The sequence below is a fragment of the Roseomonas nitratireducens genome, from assembly GCF_017813355.1.
Taxonomy (GTDB): Bacteria; Pseudomonadota; Alphaproteobacteria; order Acetobacterales; family Acetobacteraceae; genus Neoroseomonas; species Neoroseomonas nitratireducens.
Window position 1 is genome coordinate 338,297 of sequence record NZ_JAGIYZ010000002.1, and the last position, 21,682, is coordinate 359,978.

Genomic DNA, 21,682 nt, shown 5'->3' on the forward strand with positions numbered 1-21,682 from the left:
AACTGCCCGGCGCATGATGCGCCGGCCGGTCAGCCCCGCGCCAGTCGCCGTTCCACGAAGTCGAGCCGGTCCTGGCCCCAGAAGATGTCCTCCCCGATCACGTAGGAGGGCGCGCCGAAGACGCCGCGGGCGAGCGCCGCCTCGGTATCCGCCATGCGGCGTTCGAGCCAGCGCGGATCGGCGGCGAGCGAGGCGACCTGGCCGGCGTCGAGCCCGCATTCGGCGATCAGCGCCGCGAGGGTGGCGGGGTCGGCGGGGTTCGCCTCCTCCTCCCACAGCGCCTTGAGGATGCGGTGGGCGAGGCGGATCGCCGGCGCGTCGCCGATCGTCTCCCGCACCGCGATCACGGCGGCGCAGCCGGGCAGCTCGTTGTGCGGGAAGTGCCGCGGCTGGATGGTGATGGGAATGCCGAGCTGCTCCCGCCAGCGCGCCAGTTCCTGCAGGCGATAGGCCTGCCGCTGGGGCGATCGCTTGGGCAGCGGCAGGCCGCCGGAATTGGCGAAGATGGTGCCGAAATCGACCGGGAAGATGCGCAGCGTCGCGCCGTGCCGCGCGGCCATCGCCTCGATCCGCGCCGCGCCAAGATGCGTCCAGGGGGAATTCAGCGAAGCGAAGTAGTCGATATGCATGGCGGTCTCCATGGCGGGGTCAGCGGCGACGGGATTCCGTCACCGCGATCGTGATCCCGGCGGCGATGATGATGCCGGCGCCGAGCCAGGTGAAGGCATCCGGGAACAGCCCCGTGATGATGTAGCCCACGGCGACGGACCCGATCATCTGCCAGTACTGGAAGGGGGAGATGACGTTGGCCTGCCCGTAGGTCATGGCCTTCGCCACGCACCAATGCCCCCCGGCGCCGAGGCAGCCGAGTGCCAGCATCAGCAGCACGTCGACGATGGAATTCGGCGTCACCCAGGCGAAGGGCACGACGAAGGACATGACGACGGTGCCGATCAGCGCGGAATACATCACCGAGGTCTCGGGCCGGTCGATGCCGGCGACCTGCCGCGTGAAGATCTGGTAGACCGCGTAGCAGAAGGCCGAGCCGACGATCAGCAGGGCGGCCGGCTGGAATACCTCGCTGCCCGGGCGGATCACGACCAGCACGCCGAGGAAGCCGACGATGACGGCCGCGAGCCGGCGCGGGTCGATCTTCTCGCCCAGCATCGGCAGCGCGAGCAGCGTGACGAAGAAGGGCGTCATGAAGGAGATCGAGGCCGCCTTGGCGAGCGGCACGTCCTTCACCGCGAAGAAGAACAGGGTGGTCGAGCCGAGCAGCAGCAGCGAGCGCGACACCTGCGCGAAGCGCCGCCGCGTGCCCAGGATGCCGATGCCGTATCTCGGCACGACGAGCAGCAGCACGATGGCGAGGTGCCCCGCGGTGCGCGCCCAGATGATCTGTTCCGAAGGGTAGGTTCGCGAGAGGACCTGCACGATCCCGTTCATGATCGGGAACAGCGTCGTCGCCACGCACATGAAGAAGATGCCGAGCCAGAGGCGGCGGCGCGCGTCCTGGCTGGACTCGCTCATGCTGTTCGTAGGGTCCGGCGTTTCACCCGAGCAGCCTGTCCCGCCCGGGGGGCCGGGTCAACGCGCGACCGGCCGCCGCAGCGCCCAGAAGGCCAGGGCCCCCGCGGCATAGGCCAGGATGGAGAGGATGAAGGCCGGCCGGTAGGTGCCGGTAAGGTCGAAGAGCAAGCCCGCCCCCCAGGAGCCGAGCCCCGCCCCGAGCCCCGATCCGACGGTGATGACGCCGAGGATCGTCCCGAGCCTCGGGCCGCCGAACAGGTCCGCGGTCTTCGCCGTGATCGCCGGCCCGCGCGCCCCCCATGTGATTCCAAAGAAGCAGGCATGCAGCCAGAGCAGGAGGTGCTGGTCGCCCGATCCGATGCCGAGCGCGGCCGCGACGCCGACGATGGAGATGGCATAGGCGAGGATCGCCGCGCGCTCCCGGCCGATATGGTCGGAGATGGTCCCCGTCAGGATCACGCCGGGCAAGGCGAGAAGGCTGCCCATGCCCAGGACGAAGGCCGCGTAGAGCGGTTCGAACCCCTGCCCCACCGCGAAGGCGAGCTGGTGGAGGGAGACGAGGAAGCTGCCGATGCTGGTCAGCATGTAGACCAGGAACAGCAGCCAGAAATGCCGGGTGCGCATGGCCTGGCCGAGGGTCCAGTCCACCCCGTCCAGCGTCCCGCCGCCCGCCGTCGCCCGAGCGATCCGGTCCGTGCCGCGGAACATCGCGGCCAGCGGCAGCACCAGCAGCCCCATCAGCCCGGCCTGCAGCAGGTAGGCGTTGCGCCAGCCGGAGGCATCCACCAGCCATTGCGCCAGCGGCGCCGAGATGGCCCGTCCGAAGCCGTTGGCCGATTGCAGCAAGGATATCGCCATGCCCCGCTGCGCCACGAACAGGCGGGAGACCAGCGGCACGAAGACGACCAGGCCGATGCAGGACGCGCCCAGCGTCATCACCACGCCGTAGAGCAGCACCACCTGCCACAGCGCATCCGCCTGGGAACTGCCGAGCAGGCCAAGGGCGAGGAGGACCCCGCCGAGGAGCACCATCCGCCGCTCCCCGATCCGGTCCACCAGGCCGCCGACGAGTGGGGAGGCGATGCCGCCCACCACCTGGCCGACCGAATAGGCGAGGCTCGCCTCCGCCCTCGACCAGGCGAAATCCTCGACGAAGGCCAGGAGGAACACCGCATAGGCGTGCATCAGGCTGGCGCTGACGGTGAAGGCGAGAAAGCCGCCGGCCACGATGAGCCATGCCTGGCGTGTCGGTCCTGCCTGCATGTCGGGGGATGGCGTCCTTGCTTCGAGCGGAGGATGGGCGGGAGGGTGGCGGCAAGACAACCCGCGGAATGCGGGATGCTGGGTCCCTGCCCGTCACGCCAGTTTAACCCTTCTTCGCGTATGGGCAGAGAATGAACACCGTAAGCGACTTCGTACGGAGCCTTGGAACGCTGACCCGCCGGCCATGACTCCGAATTCGGGCGGCAGGAAACTGTTGAGCGAGGTCAGCGCGGCACTCGATGCGCTCGCGCGCCGGCTTGCGCAGCAGCAGCAGGCCGCCGTCGCGGTCTGCGGCCTGGCCGTCCGGGCGGAGGAGATCGCGGCCAGCGCGCGCCGCCTTGCCTATGGGGCGGGTGGCGGGGCGGCGGAGGCCGACTTCATCGGCGAACTCGAGGAATTCTCGGCGGATCTGCGGCGCGCCGTCGATCTCGCGGCGCAGGATGCCCTGACCGGCAAGGCCGTGGCGAAGGCGCTGCTGCAGCATGTGACGACGATCGACACGCTGGCGCGCGACGTGGACTCGCTCGATGTCGCCACCGTCCGTGCCCGGCTGCGCCCGCTGGCGGTCACGCTCGCGGAAATCCCCGCAACCCAGCAGGCGAGCGATACGCGAAAGGCGGAACTCCTGGCGCTGGCGGAGCGGGCCGAGGATGCCTCGGCCAAGGCGGTCTCGATCGCCAAGGCGCGTCCCGGCGCGCGCCGCGACATGATGCTGGAGGTCGCCCGGTCGGTCGCCACCCTGGCCGAGGATGTCGCCGTCGCCGCGGTGGCCTTCGGCAAGGACGCGGACATGGCAGCCAAGGCCGCCGAAGTCATGATGGGGCGCACGCAGATGACGAAGCCCGCCCCGGAAAACAAGGCGGCGGACACGATCGGCGCGGTCGTCCGGGCGCTGAACGGGGAACCCGTGGCGCCCGGCGAGCGGATCGACTGGGGCGTCCGCTCCCGCTGAGCCTCGCCCGCGTCCGGCGTCAGACCGGGAGGTCGCTCGCCAGATGGAACAGGCAGTCGCCGCGCTTCGTGCGCGCGGGGATGCGCTTGCACATCACGATGCCGGCCGCCTTGAACGCGATTTCCACCGGCGGCAGCCAGGGCGTCTCCGGCATGTGGATGCGCGCCGCCGGCGTGCCGGGCACGACCTCGTCGCCGAGTTCGACCAGCGGTTCGAAGACGCCGTTCTCCGGCGCGTAGACGTACATCTCGGGCCCGCGCACATCGAGGAAGCGGGTCGCGACGGGCGGCTCCACCCAATGCTCCCGCCCCAGGATGCCGAGATGGACGAGGAGGTTGCGCAGGCCGCGCTCGGCGATCGCGAGGCCGGAGGCATTCACCGCCCCGGCGCCGCCGAGTTCCGTCCCGAGCGAGATGCGCCCGCGGCGATCCGCGCCGCTGCCCAAGGTCTGGTCGCCCCCCTGCCCCTGCGCGCCGCCCTGGATGTAGGTGTAGGGCGCGCCGAAGGCCCGCAGCGCGGCGAGTTGCTTCGCATAGAGCGCCGGGTCCGCCGACTGCTTGGCGAGCGCGGTCGGGATGTAGTTGAGCGAGGACCCGCCCGAATGCAGGTCGATGACGAGGTCGGCGCGGGTGATGAGTTCGCTGTCGATGTAGTGCGCGATCTGTCGCGTGACGGTGCCGTCCGGGTCGCCCGGGAAGATCCGGTTCATGTTGAGGTCGTCGATCGGCGAGACGCGGCGGCCAATGAGGGCGGCGGGATAATTCGCCATCGGCAGCATGATGACGCGGCCCTTGATCATGCCCGGCTCGAGCCACTTGATCAGGTTCGTCAGCGCGACCTGGCCCTCGTACTCGTCGCCATGGTTGCCGGAACTGAAGAAGGCGGTCGGCCCCTCCCCATTCTTCACGACGACGATCGGGATCGGCAGGAAGCCGTAGGCGCTGTCATGCGTCGAATGGAACAGGCGGATGAAGCCGGTCTGCTTGCCGTCCCGGTCGAAATCGACCTCGGGCACCAGGCGGGATTTGCGGGGTTCTGGCATGGCGATCCTCAGGCTTGCGGCGCCTCGATCAGGTGGCAGGCCACCTGGTGGCCGGGCGCGGGGTCGGTCAGGGCCGGTGCGCGTTCGCGGCAGACCGGCATGACGTGCGGGCAGCGCGTGTGGAAGCGGCAGCCGGATGGCGGGTTCAGCGCGGAAGGGATGTCGCCCGCGATCCGCTCGCGCCGGCCGCGGGACCGTTGCGCCGGGTGCTGCGCCGGCACCGCGGCGATCAGCGCGCGGGTATAGGGGTGCAGCGGCGCGCTGTAGATGGTGCGCTTGTCCGCGACCTCGACCACCTTGCCGAGATACATCACCGCCACGCGGTCCGAGATGTGGCGCACCACGGACAGGTCGTGCGCGATGAACAGGTAGGTCAGCCCCATCTCCCGCTGCAAATCCTGCAGCAGGTTCACGATCTGCGCCTGGACGGAGACGTCGAGCGCGGAGACCGCCTCGTCGCAGACGATCAGGCGCGGATGGAGCACCAGCGCGCGGGCGATGCCGATGCGCTGGCGCTGGCCGCCCGAGAATTCATGCGGGAAGCGGTCGAGCGCGCGCGCCGGCAAGCCCACCTTGCCGAGCATTTCCGTCACCTTCCGGCGCGTCTCCGCGCCCGGCCTGGCACCGTGGATCAGCAGGGGCTCGGAGATGATGTCCTCGACCGACATGCGCGGGTTCAAGGCGCCGTAGGGATCCTGGAAGACGATCTGCATCGACCGCCGCACGGCACGCATGGCCGAGCGCCCGAGACCCGTGATGTCGCTGCCGTCGAAGGCGATGCGCCCCGCGGTCGGCTCGATAAGGCGCAGAAGCAGGCGGCCAAGGGTGGATTTGCCGCAGCCGGATTCCCCGACGAGGCCGAGCGTCTCCCCGGCATTGATCGAGAGCGAGACCTCGTCGACCGCACGTAGCAAGCCCGGCTTGCGCAGGCCGAAGAAGCCGCTGCCACCGACCTCGAAGACCTTCGTCAGGCCCGTCGCGCTGACCAGCGGGGCGGTCATGGCGGGGCGAGTTCCCGCGCGCGGAAGCAGGCCGCGCTATGGCCGGGTTCGAGTGTCTCCAGCAGCGGGATCGCCGTGCCGCAGGCGGGTTCGGCGTGCAGGCAGCGTGGCGCGAAGCGGCAGCCGGACGGGCGCCGCGCCGGTTCGGGAAGCGTGCCGGGAATGGCGACGAGCCGCGCCCGGTCCTCGGTGAGCGAGGGCACGCATTCGAGCAAGCCGCGCGTGTAAGGGTGCAGCGGGCGGTCGAAGATGGTCGCGACCGGCGCTTCCTCGATCACCCGGCCGGCATACATCACCATCACGCGGTCCGCCGTCTCGGCGATCACGCCCATGTTGTGGGTGATGATGACGATGCCCATGCCGAATTCGTCGCGCAGGTCCATCAGCAGGTCGAGGATCTGCGCCTGGATGGTCACGTCGAGAGCCGTCGTCGGCTCGTCCGCGATCAGCAGCTTGGGATTGCAGGCGAGCGCCATGGCGATCATCACGCGCTGGCGCTGCCCGCCGGACATCTGGTGCGGGTAGTCGTCCAGCCGCCGCGCGGCGGACGGGATGCCGACCTTGTCGAGCATTGCGATCGCGCGGCGCCGCAGTTCGGCCTGCGGCAGGCGCTCATGCGCCGCGATCGTCTCCATGATCTGGTCGCCGATGGAGAAGACCGGGTTCAGTGAGGTCATCGGCTCCTGGAAGATCATCGAGATCCCGGGGCCGCGCACGGTCTGCATCTCACGTTCGGACAGGCGGGTCAGGTCGCGGCCGCCGAACAGCACCTCCCCCGCCGCGATGCGTGCCGGGGGGCGTGGCAGCAGGCCCATCACGGTCAGCGCCGTGACCGACTTGCCCGAACCGGATTCGCCGACGATGCCGAGGATCTGGCCTTCCTCGAGGGAGAAGGAGACCTCCTCGATCGCGTTCACCTCGCCCCGCCCGGTCATGAAGGCGGTGGTCAGGCCGCGGACCTCCAGCAGCTTCACTGCTGGATCCTGAGCCGCGGATCGAGCACGTCGCGCAGCCCGTCGCCCAGCAGGTTGAGGCCCATGACGGTGATCATCAGCGCGACGCCGGGGATGGTGATGATCCAGGGCGCCTCCCGCATGAAGTCGCGGCCCTCGGCCATGATGTTGCCCCAGGTGGGCGTGGGCGGCACGGCGCCGACGCCGAGGAAGGACAGCGTCGCCTCGCTGAGCACCGCGTAGGCGAACAGGAAGGACAGCTGCACGATCATCGGCGCCATGGCGTTGGGCAGGATGTGGTGGCGCAGGATCCGCCAATGGCCGGCGCCGGCGGCGACCGCGGCCTGCACGTATTCCATCTCCCGCAGCACGATGACCGAGGAGCGCACGATCCGCGCCGTGCGCGGGATGTAGACGATGGACAGCGCGAGGATGACGTTCAGCGTGGAAGGCCCGAGCACCGAGGTCACCGCGATGGCGAGCAGGATGGCGGGGAAGGCCATCAGCGCGTCGTTCACGCGCATCAGTGCGTTGTCGAGCTTGCGGAAATAGCCCGCCGCCGCGCCGATCAGCGTGCCGAACACCGCGTTCAGCGCGACGACGGACGCGCCGATGATCATGGACAGCTGCGCCCCCCAGACCACGCGCGCCCAGAGCGAACGGCCGAAATTGTCCGTGCCGAAGACCCAGGCCTCCCCGGGCGGGAGGAACTTATTGCGCATGGACAGGCGCTGCGGATCGACGTTCGTGATCCAGGGCGCGGCGATGCCGATGCCGGCGACGATGGCGAAGAGGAAAAGCCCTGTCACGAACAGGCGATGGCGGAACAGCCGCCGCAGCGTCGCGCGCGCGGGGTGTTCGCGCTTGAGCGCGATGCCCTCGGCGTCCAGCGCCTCACTCATAGCGCACCCGCGGGTCGAGCACGGCGTAGAGCACGTCGACCGTGATGTTCACCAGCACAAGGAAGGTCGTCACCAGCAGCAGGCCCCCCTGCACCATCGGATAGTCCCGGTTCAGCACCGCCTGGGTCAGCAACTGGCCCATGCCGGGGATGGAGAAGAGCGCTTCCGTCACCACCGCGCCGGACAGCAGCAGGGAGACGATGATGCCGACCACGGTCACGATCGGGATCAGCGCATTCGCCAGCGCATGCTTGAGGATGACCCGATGCCCCGGCAGGCCCTTGGCGCGTGCCGTGCGGATGTAGTCCTGGCGCAGCACCTCGAGCATCGAGGAACGCGTGATGCGCGCGAGCAGCCCCGCCTGCAGCAGGGCGAGCGAGAAAGCCGGCATCGTCATGCTGGCAAGCCAGCCGAAGGGATCGTCGCCGAAGGGCACGTAGCCGCCCGAGGGCAGCCAGCCGAGATGCACGGCAAACAGGATGATCATCAGCAGGCCGAGGAAGAAGTTCGGCACGCTGATGCCGATCATGGCGAACATCATCGCCGCCTGGTCGATCCAGGAATTCTGGCGGAGCGCCGCGATGATGCCGCTCGCGATGCCGATCAGCAGCGTGAAGACGAGAGCGTAGAGCGAAAGGCCGATCGTGACCGGCAGCCTTTCCATCGTCGCGGCGAAGACGCCCTTGCCCAACAGCAGCGACCGGCCGAGATCCCCGCGGAGCAGCCCTTCGTAGTAGTGCAGCAGCTGCATCCATACCGGCTGGTCGAGGCCGAGGTCGCGGCGCAGCTGCTCGATCTGCGCGGGCGTCGCGGCAATACCGGCGATGGCCGCGGCCGGGTCGCCGGGGATCAGTCGCATCAGCCCGAAGGAGATCAGGCTGACGATCAGGAGGACCGGGATCGCGCTGAGCAGGCGGCGGAAGGCGACCCCGGCCATGATGTTATCGCTGGACCCAGACGTTGGAGAAGCGCGGGATCCGGAACGGCACGAAGCCCTGCACGTTGGATCGCACCGCCTGCACCTTGGTCAGCGACCCGAAGGGGTAGGCATAGGCCCGTTCCAGCACCAGGCGCTGCATGGCCGCGAAGGCTGCCTGCCGGTCTTCCGCACGGCGCTCGTTGTTCATGCGATTCCAGGCGGCCATCACGTCCGGATCGTCCCTGTCGTCCCGCGGCCGATAGGCGGCGTTCGGGCTGACGAGGAACTGCATGGTGGCGAGCGCGCCGAGCGCCGGCTGCGTCCCCCAGCCGGAATGGAAGATGTGCCACTCGTCGCTGTTCACGCGCTGGGACATCTGCACGGATGTCGGCCAATCGACCACGCGCAGGTTGGCGTTGATGCCGACGGCGCGCAGCTGCTGCTGCATCACCAGCGCCGCGTTGTACATCGGCGGATAGTCGCGGTTGGTCAGGATGACGATCGGCTCGTTGCGATAGCCGCTCTCGCGCAGCAGCGCGCGGGCGCGCGCGGGGTCGTTGATGTTGTAGGTCTCGCGCCCCGCATCCGTGTAGCTGGGCTGGTTCGGATACTGGAAGCCGACATTCAGGCGGTAGTTGCCGTCCGTCGCCGCATCCATGATGTCCTCCATCCCGAGCGCGGCCTGCACGGCGCGCCGGAAGGCAAGGTTGTTCGTGGGCGGGATGGAGGTGTTCGGCAGCGCGATCTGGATCCACCAGTTCTGCAGCGGCAGGATGGTGATGGCCTGGTTGCGGCGCAGCGTCTCGAGCGAACGCGTCGGCACGTCCTCCACCGCCTGCAAGGCCCCGGTCTCGAGGCCGGCCACGCGCGCGGAGGCTTCCGTCACGATGCGGAAGGTGACGGTGTCGACGCAGGCGACGCGGTAGCCGCCGAAGCCAGTCCGCTGCTCGAAGGCAGTGTTCGGCTGGTAGCCGTCGAAGCGGCCGAGACGCGCATGGCTGCCGGGGACGAATTCCAGCAGGCGGAACGGCCCCGTGCCGACCGCGCGCAGCTGCTGCCGCTCGTCATTCTCGTGCTCGGACGGGATGACGACGATCGGCACGGAGAAGGAAGACAGCGCCTCGATGAAGGTCGGCTGCACCTGCTTCATGCGGATGATGAAGGTGTGCGGGTCCGGTGTGTCCCAGCCCGCGACGTTGTCGAGCGTGCTGCGCTGCAACCCGACACGGTTGTAGCGGTTGAAGGAAGCCGCGACGTCGGCCGAGGTCATCGGCTTGCCGTTGTGGAAGGTGATGCCGCGGCGCAGGCGGAAGGTGTAGGTCAGCCCGTCCGGGGCTTCCGTCATGCTCTCGGCGAGTTCGAGGATGGGACGGTTGTTCTCGTCCCGCGTCATCAGCGACTCATACATGTTCATCGCGATGTTGCGGGTCGAGATGGTGCTGGAGGTGTGCTGGTCCAGCGAATTCACATTGGCTTCCTGCCCGAAGACAATGTCGCCGCCGCGCGATGGGCAGGTGAAGGGCGCGGCCGCCGCCGGCAGCGCGAAAGCCGCCATGGCGAGAGTGGACGCAAGGCTTGCTCGCTTCATGGGCTCGTTCCCCCGGGGATGCGTGGCCTCAGTCGTGATGAAACTGTCCGCCGCGGCGGGCGGTCCGTCAACACTCCGCGTCAGGCGCCGGCGAAGCGGCGGAGCACGTTCTCCATGATGCGGCTGACCGGCCCCTGGAAGGCGCCAGCCTGCCAGAGGCTGCCGCACCAGGTGATCGACCCCGTGGCGAAGACGGCACCGCCGCCGGGCGTCTCGAAGATGACGATCTCGGCGCGCTTCAGCGCATCCGCCTTCTCGCCGGTGACGGTGTTGACGTGGGAGAGCAGCTCCTCCGGCACGGTGACGAAGGAGGCCGGCGGATCCTCGGAGCGCGCGAGGATCGCCGTGTCCTCGGGCGTGCCGAGCGCGACATCGGCGCGGTCCAGTTCGAACCCTGCCGCGCCGCCGCCGGACAGGCCGTAGCCGCCGAAGGTCTCGCCCTCGACGCCCTCGAAGATCCAGGCGTGGCGGGGGTCGCGGGCGGCAGGCAGCAGGCGGTAATGCGTCCCCTCGAACAGCCCCTGCCCCGAGAAGCCGACCCCGGCCAGCATCTGCGGCGGCCGCCCGTTGCGTCGCCACAGCCCGCCATAGGCGCCATCCGTCTGGTGGTAGTATTCGCCCGGCTCGGCCGCCCAGGCGCGGATGCCGCCCTCGGCGCGGCGCAGTTCCAGAATGCCGGGCAGCGTCTGCGTCACCGCGATGCGCCAGTAGAACCCATTGCCGCCGAGATACATCATACGCCCGCGCTCGCGCGTATAGGAGGCGAGCGCGTCGAGCGTCGCGCGCGTGTGGTATTCCGGATGGGATCCGGTCATCACGACGCGGTAGTTCGCGAGCAGCGCCTCGCCTTCCTCGTGCACATCCTCGTCGGTGATGACGTCGAAGGCGATGCCCCGGGCTTCCAGCCAGGCGAGGATGTGCGTGTCGGCGGGATAGTGTCGCAGGCCGGATCCGCGCTGGTCGTTGAAGGTCAGGAATCCCGGCCGCATCGTCAGGATCGGCCGGAGGCGGGAGGAGAAGGCGATGCCGCTGTTGTCCGGGTGCCGGTTGTAGGTAGACCGGCCGTAGATCGGATAGTCGTCCGGATTGTGCGGATAGGCGCCCCAGGCCGCGACGCGCGCCTTGTAGGCCGCGTCGGCATTGCCGCGCGCATGGTTCGCATAGGCCTGGTAGGTGAAGGTCGAAGCCAGGAAGGCGACGGGCGCGGTCGAGGTCCCGCGCGGCGGCAGCACATAGAAGGGCAGCCAGTCCTCGCCGCCCGCGCAGGTGATGTGGAAGGCATAGGCGCCGCTGCGCAGGTCCTGGGGCACCGTGAAAGTGAAGTCCGTCCCCCAGCCGCAATCACCGAGATCGTCGGCGTTGAACTGGATGGCGCCGTAGTCCCGCGGCGCGTGGCGCCAGCACATCTCCGCCCCCGACCAGCGCGCGCCCACCATGGCGCGCGTCGGCACGTTGACCAGCACGCCGTCGCAGGACTGGGGCCCGATGTCGAGCACGCGCTGCGTCGGGATGTCGCGGGAGAAGTCCCAGCCGGCGAGCAGCCCGGGCGTCGCCGGCGAAAGCTGCGCATCGGGCTGCGGCCATGCCTCCTGGAAGCCCGCCAGGATGGCGGGATCCTCGACCTTGCCCGTCACGTGGTCGCGCGGCGCGGCCGCATCGCGCGCCGCGACCAGCAGCCGCCCGCCGCCATCGGGCAGGACCAGGCCCGGCACCGTCGCCGTCGCCACCGTGGGACGGGTGCCGTCGATCGCCTGCTGGCCAAGGACGATGCGCCCCGAGGCTGGGTCCGCGCTCAGCCAGACGCGCATCCAGCGCCGCAGCGGCCAGCGTGCGCCGGTGGCAATGCGGTGCACCTCTCCGCCGAAGGCGATCTCGGCGCTCGCACCCTCGGCGCCGACCAGGATCGTCACGGCAAGGCCCGGCTGTTCCTCGCTGATCAGCGCCGCGGGCGCGCGCGGCGGTGCAACGACGCGCAACAGCGCGGTCCAGGTGCAGGGCCCGGCGCCACGCCGCGGCGGACGCGCGATGAGCGCGTGCGAGCCGCGGCGGATCGGCTGGGAGCGCCCCTCGAAGACGTGGTCGAAGCGTTGCGACAGGTCCTCGAAGCGCAGCCCGGGACCTTCGGGGTTCGGATCGCCGGAGATCACGCGGACAAGCCGGGCGCGCGCCGGTCCGGGCTCCCGCAGGCTGACGCGCGCCTCGAACCTCTCGCCCGGTCGGTGGGAGAACCGGTCGAGATAACCTGTGATCGGCAGCACCTTGTCGCTCATGCCCGCAAGCCCTCTCGCATGACGGGAATGCTCGACCCGGCCTTCCGCGCCGTCAATCGTCCGGGTGGCGGCGCGGCGGCGGCCATGCCAGCCTTGCCCCGGCAGAAGGAGAACGCCCATGGCACAGGTGATCCAGAGCCTGACGAGCAGCCGCGCGGAGGAGCGCGAATGGGAACTGCGCCGCGACATGGCGGCGGTGTTCCGCATCGGCGCACGGCTCGGCTGGAACGAGCATATCGGCAACCACAATTCCCTGATGCTGCCGGATGAGGCGGAGCCGCGCTTCCTGATCAACCCACGCGGCTACCTGTTCCAGGAACTGCGTGCGTCCGACCTCATCGTCTGCGACCTCGACGGGCGCGTGCTGCGCGGCAAGGGCGAACTGCGCAAGGTCGCCTTCCACATCCATTGCCGCATCCACATGGCGAACGCGAAGGCGGCCTGCGTCGTCCATGTCCACCCGCGATGGCTGACGGCGCTGTCGATGGTCGAGGGGGCGGAATTCGCACTGTCCCACCACAACAACCTGCTGCTCAACGACCGCGCCGTCTACGACGGGGAAGGCGACCAGCCGGTCCACACGAACGAGGAAGGCGACCGCATCGCCCGCCTGATGGGCGACAAGACGATCATGGTCATGCGCGGCCATGGCGTGACGGTGGTCGGCCCCACGGTGCACGACGCCTTCGACGAGACCTACATGGCCGAGCGCACCACCATGTACCAAATGACCGCGATGCAGACCGGCCTGCCGCTGCACCGCCTGCCCGAGGGCCTGCGGCGCCATCACAGCGGCGCCTGGGGCGAGAAGCTCGATGCGCGGCTGCACCTCGATGCCTGGCGCCGCGTGCTGGACCGCGAGGAACCCGACTACGCCACCTGACGGCGATGTGGCGGAAGCACCTTGCCGGGGCGCGGGGGCGCCCATAGCCTCGGCGCCGAGGCACCGACGAACGGAGACGAACATGCGCCCCACGAACCGCCGTACCCTCCTGGCCCTGCCGGCGGCGCTCGCCGCGACCGCCGCCCTGCCCGCGGCGGCCCGTCCGCTCGACCAGGTGCTGTCGACCCGTCGCCTGCGCGCCGGCATCAACCCGACGCTGCCGCCCTTCGGCACCTTCAACGAGCGCAACCAGATCGACGGCTTCGACGCCGACGTCGCGCGGGAGATCGCGCGGCGGATGAACATCGAGCTGGAGATCGTGCAGGTCGGCAGCCCGGACCGCATCCCCTTCCTGCAGTCCGGGCGCATCGACATCGTGCTAGGCGCCATAACGCGGACAATCGAGCGCGCGCTGGTCATCGACTACACCCAGCCGCTGCACACCCAGTCGATGGTCGTGCTCACCAAGGCGAACGGCACCGCCGTGCCGATCAACGCGCCCGCGGACCTGAACAACCGCCAAGTGCGCATGGTGCAGGTCCGCGGCACCGTCGGCGTGCCCTGGATTCAGGCGAACGCGGCGCAGGCGCAGGTCACGCTGCTCGACAACTATCCCGACTGCTTCCGCGCCCTGGCGCAAGGCCGCGCCGACGCGATGGTGGATGTCGCGGAATCGGTCGTCATCCCGATGCGCAACTTCCAGGGCGTGCCGTGGAAGATCCTGGACGAGGTGCTGGCGAGCTTTTGGGTCGGCATCGGCGTGCAGAAGGGCAATCATTCGCTCCGCGATGCGCTGAACGTCGTGCTGTTCGAGTTGCACCGCTCCAACTTCGTGAACCAGACCTGGGAGAAGTGGTTCGGCGTGCCGATGACGACGCGCATCCCCTTCAACCCGATGTTCTGACATGACGCTGCAGTACGGGCAGGTCCTGCACTACCTGCCCGACTTCCTGGCGGGCGCCGCGATGGCGCTCTGGATCGCGGCCGTCGCCTTCGCCGGCGGGCTGCTGATCGGCCTGGCCGGCGCGGCGGTGATGACGCAGGGGCCGCGCTGGGCGCGGCTTCCTGTGCTGGTCTATGTGCGCTTCTTCACCTACACGCCGCAGCTGGTGCAGATCTTCTTCCTGTTCTTCGCCCTGCCGGAATTCGGCGTGATCCTCTCCCCGATCGCGGCCGTGCTGATCGGCATGACGCTGAACGCCGGCGCTTACCTGACCGAGATCGAGCGCGCGGGATTCGAATCCGTGCCGCAGGCGGAACTCGACGCGGCGGAAACGCTCGGCTTCTCGCGCCTGCACACGGTCTGGTACGTGATCGCGCCGCATGTGATGCGCGCGCTGTATCCGGCGCTGTCCAACCACTACATCATCATGACGCTCGGCACCTCGATGGCCGCGATCTTCGGGGTGGAGGAACTCACCGGCCGCGCGCTGAACGCCAACGCCATCTCCTTCCGCTCCGTCGAGATCTTCTCGATCGCGGCCGGCATCTACATCCTGCTGACGATCATCGCCTCGCTGCTGCTCTGGCTGGTCGGGCGCTGGCTGTTCCGCGTGAAGGCCAGGGTGTTCTAGCCGATGTCGGCCTGGCAGATCCTGGCGAGCGAGGCGCCGCGCTTCTTCACCTGGTGGAACATGCTGTTCCTCGGCCAGGCGGTGCTGAACACGCTCATCGCCTCGGTGGCCGGCTGCGCCATCGGCTACGCGCTCGGCTTCGTGCTGGCGACGCTGCGCCTGCCGCAGGTCATGCCGGTCGCGGCGGTACGCACGCTCGCGATCCTATGGGTGGAGGCCTTCCGGCGCATCCCCTTCCTCGTGCTGCTGCTGCTGGTCTTCTTCCTCGGACAGGCGCTGCGGCTCGAGGCGCCGCTCTGGGCGACCGCCATCACCGCCGTCGCGATCCGCATGAGCGCGCTCGCCGCCGAGAACATCCGCGCCGGCTACGAGAGCGTCCGCCCCCAGCAATGGGAAGCGGCGCTGACCATGAACATCCCGGCCCTGACCGCGCTGCGCCGGGTCGTGCTGCCGCAATCCTGGCGCGTGATCCTGCCGCCCTCGATCGTGCATGTGCTGAGCATGGTGAAGGAGACGTCGCTCGTCTCGCAGATCGGCTTCATCGAGATCACCTTCGCGGCGAAGATGCTCACCCAGCGCGGCTTCAGCGCCATGATCACCTATGGCACGGCGCTGCTGCTCTATTTCTGCGTCTCCTGGGCGCTCGCGTCCTTCGCCCGCGCGGCGGAACGGCGGCTGACGAGCCGGCCGACGATCACAATCCCGACGCCCTGAGCGCTGCCCGCAGCGCCGCCGCATCCGCTTCGTCCACCGGCGGCTGCGGCGGGCGCACGGTCGCGTCGGGGATGATCCCCATCTCGCGCAGGCACCATTTCAGCCGCGCCGTCGCCCGCCCGCCCGGCGGCGCGCCGTAGATCGCCTCGGCCAGCGGCTCCAGCCTCTCGTGCAGCGCGCGGGCCGCGGGAAGGTCGTTCCCGCGCACCGCGGCGTCCAGCGCGACGATCTCATCGGGCAGGATATCCGCAAGCGAGACCAGGCTGCCGTCGCTGCCATGGACCATGCAGGCGAGCAGGTGCTCGTCCCCGCTCGCGCAGACCGCGACATCGGGGCGCAGCGCCTTCACCTGCCGGCGCAGCGCGTCGTAGCCATCGACCTCCCAGCCACCCTCCTTGATGCCGGCGACCTCCGGGATTTCGAGCAGCGCGGCCATCGTCTCCGCCGTGAAGCCCATGCGCCCGGCGGCGTGATGCGCCTGGAAGAGGAACATCGGCATCCCGGGCACGGCGGCCGCGATGGTGCGATGGTGCAGCACCGCCATCGCCGTGGTGTGCGCCAGGGCGAAGGCATTCGGCAGGAAGACCATGACCGCGTCGGCGCCGGCCGCGCGCGCCTCCCGCGCTTCCTCGGCCGCCTCCAGGCTGGATTCCGCGTTGACCCCGGCGACGATCAGCCGCGATGCGTCGAGCGTCGCCCGCGTCACCTCGACGGCGCGGCGCTTCTCGGCGCGGCTGATGACGTAGTTCTCCCCCGCATGGCCGTTGATCAGAACGCCGCGGATGCCGGGACGCAGCACGCAATGCGCGGTATGCGCGGCATAGGCGTCCCAGTCCGGCGCGAAATCCGCGCGCATCGGCAGCACGGTGGATGGGTAGATGCCGTGGAAGCGGGTCTCGCTCATGCGGCGTTGCTCCGTTCATGCAGCAGGCGGTCGATGTGAAACAGCGGCAGGTCCGGCGCCTGGCCGAGCACCGCCTGCGCCAGGATCCGCCCCATGAAGGGGCCGCTCGTGTAGCCGGAATGGACGCTGCCGATGATCCAGGCATCCTCGATGCCGGGGATGGGCCCGATGGCGGGCAGCGCATCCGCCGTCTCGGCCTCGAGCCCCAGCCAGGACCGCACGAGCCGCGCCTCGCGCAGCGCCGGCACCGTGTGGGCGGCGAGCCGCACATTGCCGAGGAAGTTCTCCGGCCGCACCGCAACGCCGCCGCGCGCCCGGTCGCCGATGCCCTGCCAGCCGCCGCCGATCAGCACCGTGCCGTTCGCATATTGCTTCAGGCTCAGCAGCCCGGAGGCGACGCCAAGCACGGTCCGCATGAGCGGCTTGAGCCGTTCCGTGACGACAAGCTGGTTGATGAGCACCTTGATCGGCAGCGTAACGCCGAGCCACGCGGCCATGTCCTCGAGCCAGACGCCGCCCGCCAGCACGATGCGCCGCGCCTCGACCGGCCCCGCCTCCGTGTCGAGTTTGAAGCGCCCATCCACGCCCCGCACCGGCGTGCGCTCCATCAGCGTGACGCCAGCATCGAGCAGACCCTGCCGGAAAGCGCGGCCGGTCAGGTAGGCCGAAGCGAAGCCGTCGATCGGGCAATGCCCGGCGAGCTTCACGCCATCCGCGAGACCCGGCTCGATCGCCTGGGCCGCACGGCCGTCGATCAGTTCGATGGGCGCCCCGGCCGCGCGGCGGATGCGCGCGCGCTCCTCCAGCATCGCCACCTCGCCATCGGTGAAGGCGACGGAGAGCCCCGGGCAGGCGGTCGCTAGCACGCTGCCGCCGGCGCACCATTCGGGCATGGTGAGCCACATCTCATGCGCACGCAGCGCGTAGGGGATCAGCGCCGCGCGCGTCATCTGCATGGTCAGCGTGCCGGCATTCACGCCGGAGGCCTCCCGGCAGATGTCCCCGCGGTCGATCAGCACGACACGCATGCCGCCGCGCGCGAGGAACAGCGCGGTCGAGCAGCCCATCACCCCGGCGCCGATGACGGCGCAGTCGAAGGGTGCGGTCATATCGGCGCGGGCGCGGGCACGGGAATATCCGCATAGTCGAAGCGTCCGAGGATCGCGTCCATCGGCACGGGTCGCAGCGGCATGCGCCCGGTCGCGAAGCCGACCTCGGCGACAGGCACGCCGCGCGCATCGGCGAGCAGCGCGGCCGCCGCCTCCCCGCACATGCGCCCCTGACACGGGCCCATGCCACAGCGCGTATGGTGCTTGAGCTGGTTCAGCGTCGCCGCGCCATCGGCCGCCGCCTGCTCGATGGCCGCGCGCGTCACGCCTTCGCAGCGGCAGACGATGGCCTCCCGGGGCACGGCAGCGACCATCTCCGGGCGCAGCGCCATCATCCGCGCCATGGCGGCGCCGGCGCGCGTGGCGCGGGCCAAGGCGGCCGCCTGCTCCGCACGCCGTGCCTCGTGGCCCTCGCCGATGCCGAGGTCGGCCAGCGCCGCGAGCGCCGCGATGCGCCCAGAGGCCGGCGCGGCAGCGGCGCCGCGTACGCCGGCGCCATCGCCCGCGGCATAGAGGAAGCGCACGCTCGTCCTCTGCCCCTCGTCGAGCATCGGCACCCAGCCGCCATCCTCGGGCCGGTGCAGGTGGCGGGCGCGGAACAGGCGCGTCGCCTCGGTGGCGGGGACAAGGCCGTGGCCGACGCAGAGCGCATCAGCCTCCACGACGCGTTCCACACCCCGCGCCAATATCCGCACGCGCGACAGGACATCGTCGCCTTCCGCGGCGACGACCCTCGCGCCGGACAGCACGGGCACGCCGGCGGCCAGCAGCCGCGCCCGCCAGGCCGCGCCCTGCGCGAGCAGATCCGGCCGCGCGGCGAGCGCCGGCAGCGCGCGCAGCCATTCGCCGCGCGTCGCGACATCCGCCACGGCGGCAACGGCGGCGCCACCGGCCAGAACCTTCGCCGCCACGGCGTAGAGCAAGGGGCCCGCCCCCGCGACGACGACGCGCCGCCCCGGCAGCATGCCCTGCGCCTTCAACAGGATGGTCGCGGCGGCAAGGCCGATCACGCCCGGCAGCGTCCAGCCGGGAAAGGGAATGATCCGCTCATGCGTGCCGCAGCACAGGATGAGCGCCCGCGCCGATACCTCGAACGGCACGCCGTCCGCGCCGAGGGCCGAGAGGGTGAAGGGCAGCGCATCCGCGCCCGCCGGCACCAGCGGGCCGCCGCCGAGCCCCCAGACGCGGCAGCCGGTGCGGAGTTCGGCCCCGCTTGCCGCCAAGGCGGCGCGCAGCGCATCGCCGTCGCGACGGTCGCGGTCGGGCTTCGCGACGAAGCCCTGCGGCGGCGCGCAGTAGACCTGCCCGCCCGGCAGCGGCGATTCCTCGAGCAATACGGTGCGCGCGCCGCGCGACGCCGCTTCCGTCGCCGCGGCCATGCCGGCGGGCCCGCCGCCCAGCACGGCCAGGTCGAACATCATGCCGGCGTCACCACCTGGCCGGCGACGATCGGCGTCAGGCAGGCCTGCACGAGGCGTCCGTCCACGCGCAGCAGGCATTGCTGGCAGACGCCCATCATGCAGAAGGCGGTGCGCGGCCGCGCGGGATCCTCGCCTTCGCCGAAGCGCCACTGCCCCGCGGCGATCAGGGCCGCGGCGACGCTCTCCCCCGGATGCGCCTGGATGTCGCGCCCGAAGGCCGCGATGGTCACGGGGGGCGGGCGCGCGATCCCGGCGATGCGGAGGTCCATGCGCAGAGGATAAAGGCGGCCACGCGCGCTGCAACTCCCGCGCGGGCTTGACGCGGGCGGCATCCGGCCACGACCATGCGCGGCGCACACAAGAACCGGGGCACCGCGCTTGGCTTTCCTGTCCATCCAGGGATTGACGGTTTCCTACGGCGGCAAGGCCGACGTGCTGCGCGACGTATCCCTGGACGTGGAACGCGGCGAGGTGATCGGCCTGATCGGCCCCTCGGGATCGGGCAAGTCCACCATCCTGCGCACGCTGGTCGGCCTGCTGAAGCCGCGCGCGGGGACCGTCACGGTCGATGGCGCCAAGGTGGACTACGGCAGCCGCGGCAGCCTGCGCGCCGCGCGCGACCGCTTCGCCATCGTCTTCCAGCAATACAACCTGTTCCAGAACATGACGGCGCTGCGCAACGTCGCCATCGCGCCGACGCTGGTGAAGAAGCGGAACCGGGCGGAGGTGGAGCGCGAAGCCCGCGACCTGCTCGCCCGCGTCGGGCTTGCCGAAAAGGTCGACGCCTATCCGGACGAACTTTCCGGCGGGCAGCAGCAGCGCGTGGCCATCGCGCGCGCGCTCGCGCTCAAGCCCGACATCCTGTTGCTGGACGAGGTGACCGCCGCACTCGACCCGGAACTGGTCGGCGAGGTGCTGGACACCATCCGCGCGCTGCAGCGGGACGGAATGACGATGCTCATCGTCAGCCACGAGATGGCCTTCATCCGGGAAGTCGCGAGCCGCGTCGCCTTCCTCGACCAGGGATCGGTCGTCGAGACGGGGCCGCCGGCGGAGATGTTCGACCGCCCGCAGAGCCCGCGCCTGAAGGAGTTCACGTCGAGGATCCTGCGCCACTGACGGCGCGGGAGGCTGGGAAGGAGAAGCGACATGACCGACCGCCGGGCCCTGTTTGCGGGAGGCGCCGCCGCAGCGGCCGCCGCCGCCACCCTCCTCACGCCGAAGGAGGCCTCGGCACGGCCGCTCGAGGACGTGCTCCGCGCCGGGGAGCTCCGTGTCGGCGTCAATCCCACCCTGCCGCCGCGCGCGCTGTTCAACGAGCGCAACCAGATCGACGGCTTCGAGCCGGAGGTCGCGGCGGCCATCGCGCAGAAGCTCGGCGTGCGGCTCGTGCTCCAGGCGGTGGGCTCGCCGGAGCGCATCCCCATGGTCGCCGCCGGCCGGATCGACTTCGTCATGGGCGCGATGTCGCGCACCAGCGAACGCGCCAAGGTCATCGACTATACGGTGCCGGTGCATTCCGAGAACTACGGCATCGTCGCCATCGAGGGCCGCGGGCACACCTCGATCGAGGCGCTGAACAAGCCGGAGGTCACGCTGGCCCAGGTGCGCGGCACGACCGCCATCCCCTACATCCAGCGCGCGATCCCGAATGCACAGGTCCTGCTGCTCGACAACTATCCCGACCGCAACCGCGCCATCGCGCAGGGGCGCGCGCAGGCGTCCTTCGACGGGATCGACTCCGTGCGCTTCGCGCTCCGTCCCTTCCGCCAGGTGCAGTGGGAGGTGACGGCGGTGCCGGCCTTCGGCGTGACCTATTCCGGCCTCGGCGTCGCGAAGAACAATCACTCCCTGCGCAACTGGCTCAACGTCGCGCTGTACGAGCTGCACACCGACGGCACCATCGAGCGCGCCTGGGAGAAGTGGTTCGACGGGCCAATGTTCACCAAGGTGCCCGTGAGCCCCTTCTTCTGAAGGGCGCGTGAACTACAGCCTCATCTACTCGCAGGTCACGGGGCACATACCCTACCTGCTGGGTGGCGCGGTCCTGACGCTGCAGCTCGCGGTGATCTCCTTCCTCGCGGGCTGGGCAATCGGGTTGCTGAACGCCTCCATCCTGCATTTCGGGCCGCGGGCGGCGCGGCTCGCCGTCCAGGGCTACGTCACCTTCTTCATCAACACGCCGCTGCTGGTGCAGATCTTCTTCATCTTCTTCGTGCTTCCGGATGCGGGGATCCTGCTTTCCCCCTATGCCGCGGTCGCGATCGGCATGTCGCTGAACGCCGGCGCCTACCTGACGGAGATCCAGCGCGCCGGCTTCCAGTCGCTGCGGCGGGAGGAGCTGGACGCGGCCAGCGCCATGGGCTTCAGCGTGCCGCAGATGGTCTTGTACGTGATCGTCCCGCACATCGCCAAGGCGCTGTACCCGCCGCTGTCGAACCAGTTCATCATCCAGGTCATGACGACCTCGATCGCCGCGATCTTCGCGGTCGAGGAACTGACCGGCCGCGCCTACAACGTCAATTCGCTGACCTTCCGATCGCTCGAGGTCTTCTCCATCGTCGCGGTGATCTATGTGGCACTGACGCTGGTGTGCTCCGTCGCGCTTGCCCTGATCGGGCGCTGGCTGTTCCGCGTGCGGGCGAGGATCCTCTGAC

The 21,682-nt window shown here is 70.0% G+C and carries 22 protein-coding genes; 8 read left to right on the forward strand and 14 right to left on the reverse strand.

The features are described 5' to 3' along the window. Window positions 1–29: 29 nt before the first annotated feature. The 3 genes from J5Y09_RS03965 to J5Y09_RS03975 are packed head-to-tail and all read right to left on the reverse strand — an operon-like array spanning window position 30 to window position 2,793. Window positions 30–629 carry a 2-hydroxychromene-2-carboxylate isomerase gene (locus tag J5Y09_RS03965; RefSeq protein WP_209350433.1) on the reverse strand — a complete coding sequence of 200 codons (600 nt, stop codon included), beginning with the start codon at window positions 627–629 and terminating at the stop codon, window positions 30–32. Between the two features lie 19 nt (window positions 630–648). Then, window positions 649–1,530 carry a DMT family transporter gene (locus tag J5Y09_RS03970; protein WP_209350434.1) on the reverse strand — a complete coding sequence of 294 codons (882 nt, stop codon included), beginning with the start codon at window positions 1,528–1,530 and terminating at the stop codon, window positions 649–651. Window positions 1,531–1,587: 57 nt separating this feature from the next. Further along, window positions 1,588–2,793, reverse strand: coding sequence for an MFS transporter (locus J5Y09_RS03975; protein ID WP_209350435.1), 1,206 nt, complete (start codon window positions 2,791–2,793; stop codon window positions 1,588–1,590). Between the two features lie 214 nt (window positions 2,794–3,007). Here J5Y09_RS03975 and J5Y09_RS03980 point away from each other — a divergent pair, with 214 nt between their 5' ends. Next, window positions 3,008–3,745: a hypothetical protein gene (locus J5Y09_RS03980; protein WP_209350436.1), complete on the forward strand. Its 738-nt coding sequence runs from the start codon at window positions 3,008–3,010 to the stop codon at window positions 3,743–3,745. A 19-nt stretch (window positions 3,746–3,764) separates the two neighbouring features. Here J5Y09_RS03980 and J5Y09_RS03985 read toward each other — a convergent pair whose 3' ends face one another. From J5Y09_RS03985 to J5Y09_RS04015, 7 genes are all read right to left on the reverse strand, one after another. After that, window positions 3,765–4,787 carry a succinylglutamate desuccinylase/aspartoacylase family protein gene (locus tag J5Y09_RS03985; RefSeq protein WP_209350437.1) on the reverse strand — a complete coding sequence of 341 codons (1,023 nt, stop codon included), beginning with the start codon at window positions 4,785–4,787 and terminating at the stop codon, window positions 3,765–3,767. Between the two features lie 8 nt (window positions 4,788–4,795). Beyond that, window positions 4,796–5,788 carry an ABC transporter ATP-binding protein gene (locus J5Y09_RS03990; protein WP_209350438.1) on the reverse strand — a complete coding sequence of 331 codons (993 nt, stop codon included), beginning with the start codon at window positions 5,786–5,788 and terminating at the stop codon, window positions 4,796–4,798. Next, window positions 5,785–6,762, reverse strand: coding sequence for an ABC transporter ATP-binding protein (locus J5Y09_RS03995; protein WP_342451404.1), 978 nt, complete (start codon window positions 6,760–6,762; stop codon window positions 5,785–5,787). The genes J5Y09_RS03990 and J5Y09_RS03995 overlap by 4 nt, the downstream gene beginning before the upstream one ends. Then, window positions 6,759–7,643 (reverse strand): ABC transporter permease, encoded by an 885-nt coding sequence (locus J5Y09_RS04000; protein ID WP_209350439.1) that lies wholly within the window; start codon window positions 7,641–7,643, stop codon window positions 6,759–6,761. The genes J5Y09_RS03995 and J5Y09_RS04000 overlap by 4 nt, the downstream gene beginning before the upstream one ends. Then, window positions 7,636–8,580 carry an ABC transporter permease gene (locus J5Y09_RS04005; RefSeq protein WP_209350440.1) on the reverse strand — a complete coding sequence of 315 codons (945 nt, stop codon included), beginning with the start codon at window positions 8,578–8,580 and terminating at the stop codon, window positions 7,636–7,638. The genes J5Y09_RS04000 and J5Y09_RS04005 overlap by 8 nt, the downstream gene beginning before the upstream one ends. A gap of 4 nt (window positions 8,581–8,584) precedes the next feature. Further along, a complete protein-coding gene (locus tag J5Y09_RS04010; protein ID WP_209350441.1) occupies window positions 8,585–10,150 on the reverse strand; it encodes an ABC transporter substrate-binding protein in 1,566 nt (521 codons plus the stop codon). A gap of 80 nt (window positions 10,151–10,230) precedes the next feature. After that, window positions 10,231–12,420, reverse strand: a complete 2,190-nt coding sequence (locus J5Y09_RS04015; protein ID WP_209350442.1) for a N,N-dimethylformamidase beta subunit family domain-containing protein — start codon at window positions 12,418–12,420, stop codon at window positions 10,231–10,233. A gap of 118 nt (window positions 12,421–12,538) precedes the next feature. Between J5Y09_RS04015 and J5Y09_RS04020 the strand changes: the two genes are divergently transcribed. From J5Y09_RS04020 to J5Y09_RS04035, 4 genes are all read left to right on the forward strand, one after another. Then, complete coding sequence (locus J5Y09_RS04020) at window positions 12,539–13,303, forward strand: class II aldolase/adducin family protein (protein ID WP_209350443.1); 765 nt, start codon at window positions 12,539–12,541, stop codon at window positions 13,301–13,303. Window positions 13,304–13,385: 82 nt separating this feature from the next. Beyond that, window positions 13,386–14,207 (forward strand): transporter substrate-binding domain-containing protein, encoded by an 822-nt coding sequence (locus tag J5Y09_RS04025; RefSeq protein WP_209350444.1) that lies wholly within the window; start codon window positions 13,386–13,388, stop codon window positions 14,205–14,207. 1 nt (window position 14,208) lies between these two features. After that, window positions 14,209–14,877, forward strand: a complete 669-nt coding sequence (locus tag J5Y09_RS04030; protein WP_209350445.1) for an amino acid ABC transporter permease — start codon at window positions 14,209–14,211, stop codon at window positions 14,875–14,877. Between the two features lie 3 nt (window positions 14,878–14,880). Next, complete coding sequence (locus tag J5Y09_RS04035; RefSeq protein ID WP_209350446.1) at window positions 14,881–15,591, forward strand: amino acid ABC transporter permease; 711 nt, start codon at window positions 14,881–14,883, stop codon at window positions 15,589–15,591. Here J5Y09_RS04035 and J5Y09_RS04040 read toward each other — a convergent pair. Genes J5Y09_RS04040 through J5Y09_RS04055 form a run of 4 tightly spaced genes read right to left on the reverse strand, consistent with a single transcriptional unit; the run spans window position 15,572 to window position 19,294 of the window. After that, entirely contained in the window at window positions 15,572–16,495 is a 924-nt protein-coding gene (locus J5Y09_RS04040) for a dihydrodipicolinate synthase family protein (protein WP_209350447.1), read from the reverse strand. The two genes, J5Y09_RS04035 and J5Y09_RS04040, sit on opposite strands and share 20 nt — an antisense overlap. Continuing rightward, entirely contained in the window at window positions 16,492–17,604 is a 1,113-nt protein-coding gene (locus J5Y09_RS04045) for an NAD(P)/FAD-dependent oxidoreductase (RefSeq protein ID WP_209350448.1), read from the reverse strand. Before J5Y09_RS04045 ends, J5Y09_RS04040 begins: the two co-directional genes overlap by 4 nt. Then, the gene (locus J5Y09_RS04050; RefSeq protein ID WP_209350449.1) at window positions 17,601–19,025 is read right to left on the reverse strand and encodes an FAD/NAD(P)-dependent oxidoreductase; all 1,425 of its coding nucleotides are present in this window, start codon (window positions 19,023–19,025) and stop codon (window positions 17,601–17,603) included. The genes J5Y09_RS04045 and J5Y09_RS04050 overlap by 4 nt, the downstream gene beginning before the upstream one ends. Then, the gene (locus tag J5Y09_RS04055; protein ID WP_209350450.1) at window positions 19,022–19,294 is read right to left on the reverse strand and encodes a (2Fe-2S)-binding protein; all 273 of its coding nucleotides are present in this window, start codon (window positions 19,292–19,294) and stop codon (window positions 19,022–19,024) included. The genes J5Y09_RS04050 and J5Y09_RS04055 overlap by 4 nt, the downstream gene beginning before the upstream one ends. A gap of 109 nt (window positions 19,295–19,403) precedes the next feature. Between J5Y09_RS04055 and J5Y09_RS04060 the strand changes: the two genes are divergently transcribed. The 3 genes from J5Y09_RS04060 to J5Y09_RS04070 are packed head-to-tail and all read left to right on the forward strand — an operon-like array spanning window position 19,404 to window position 21,681. Further along, window positions 19,404–20,144: an amino acid ABC transporter ATP-binding protein gene (locus tag J5Y09_RS04060; RefSeq protein ID WP_209350451.1), complete on the forward strand. Its 741-nt coding sequence runs from the start codon at window positions 19,404–19,406 to the stop codon at window positions 20,142–20,144. 30 nt (window positions 20,145–20,174) lie between these two features. Continuing rightward, window positions 20,175–20,999, forward strand: a complete 825-nt coding sequence (locus J5Y09_RS04065; protein WP_209350452.1) for a transporter substrate-binding domain-containing protein — start codon at window positions 20,175–20,177, stop codon at window positions 20,997–20,999. Window positions 21,000–21,006: 7 nt separating this feature from the next. After that, window positions 21,007–21,681 carry an amino acid ABC transporter permease gene (locus J5Y09_RS04070; protein ID WP_209350453.1) on the forward strand — a complete coding sequence of 225 codons (675 nt, stop codon included), beginning with the start codon at window positions 21,007–21,009 and terminating at the stop codon, window positions 21,679–21,681. Window position 21,682 lies beyond the last annotated feature (1 nt).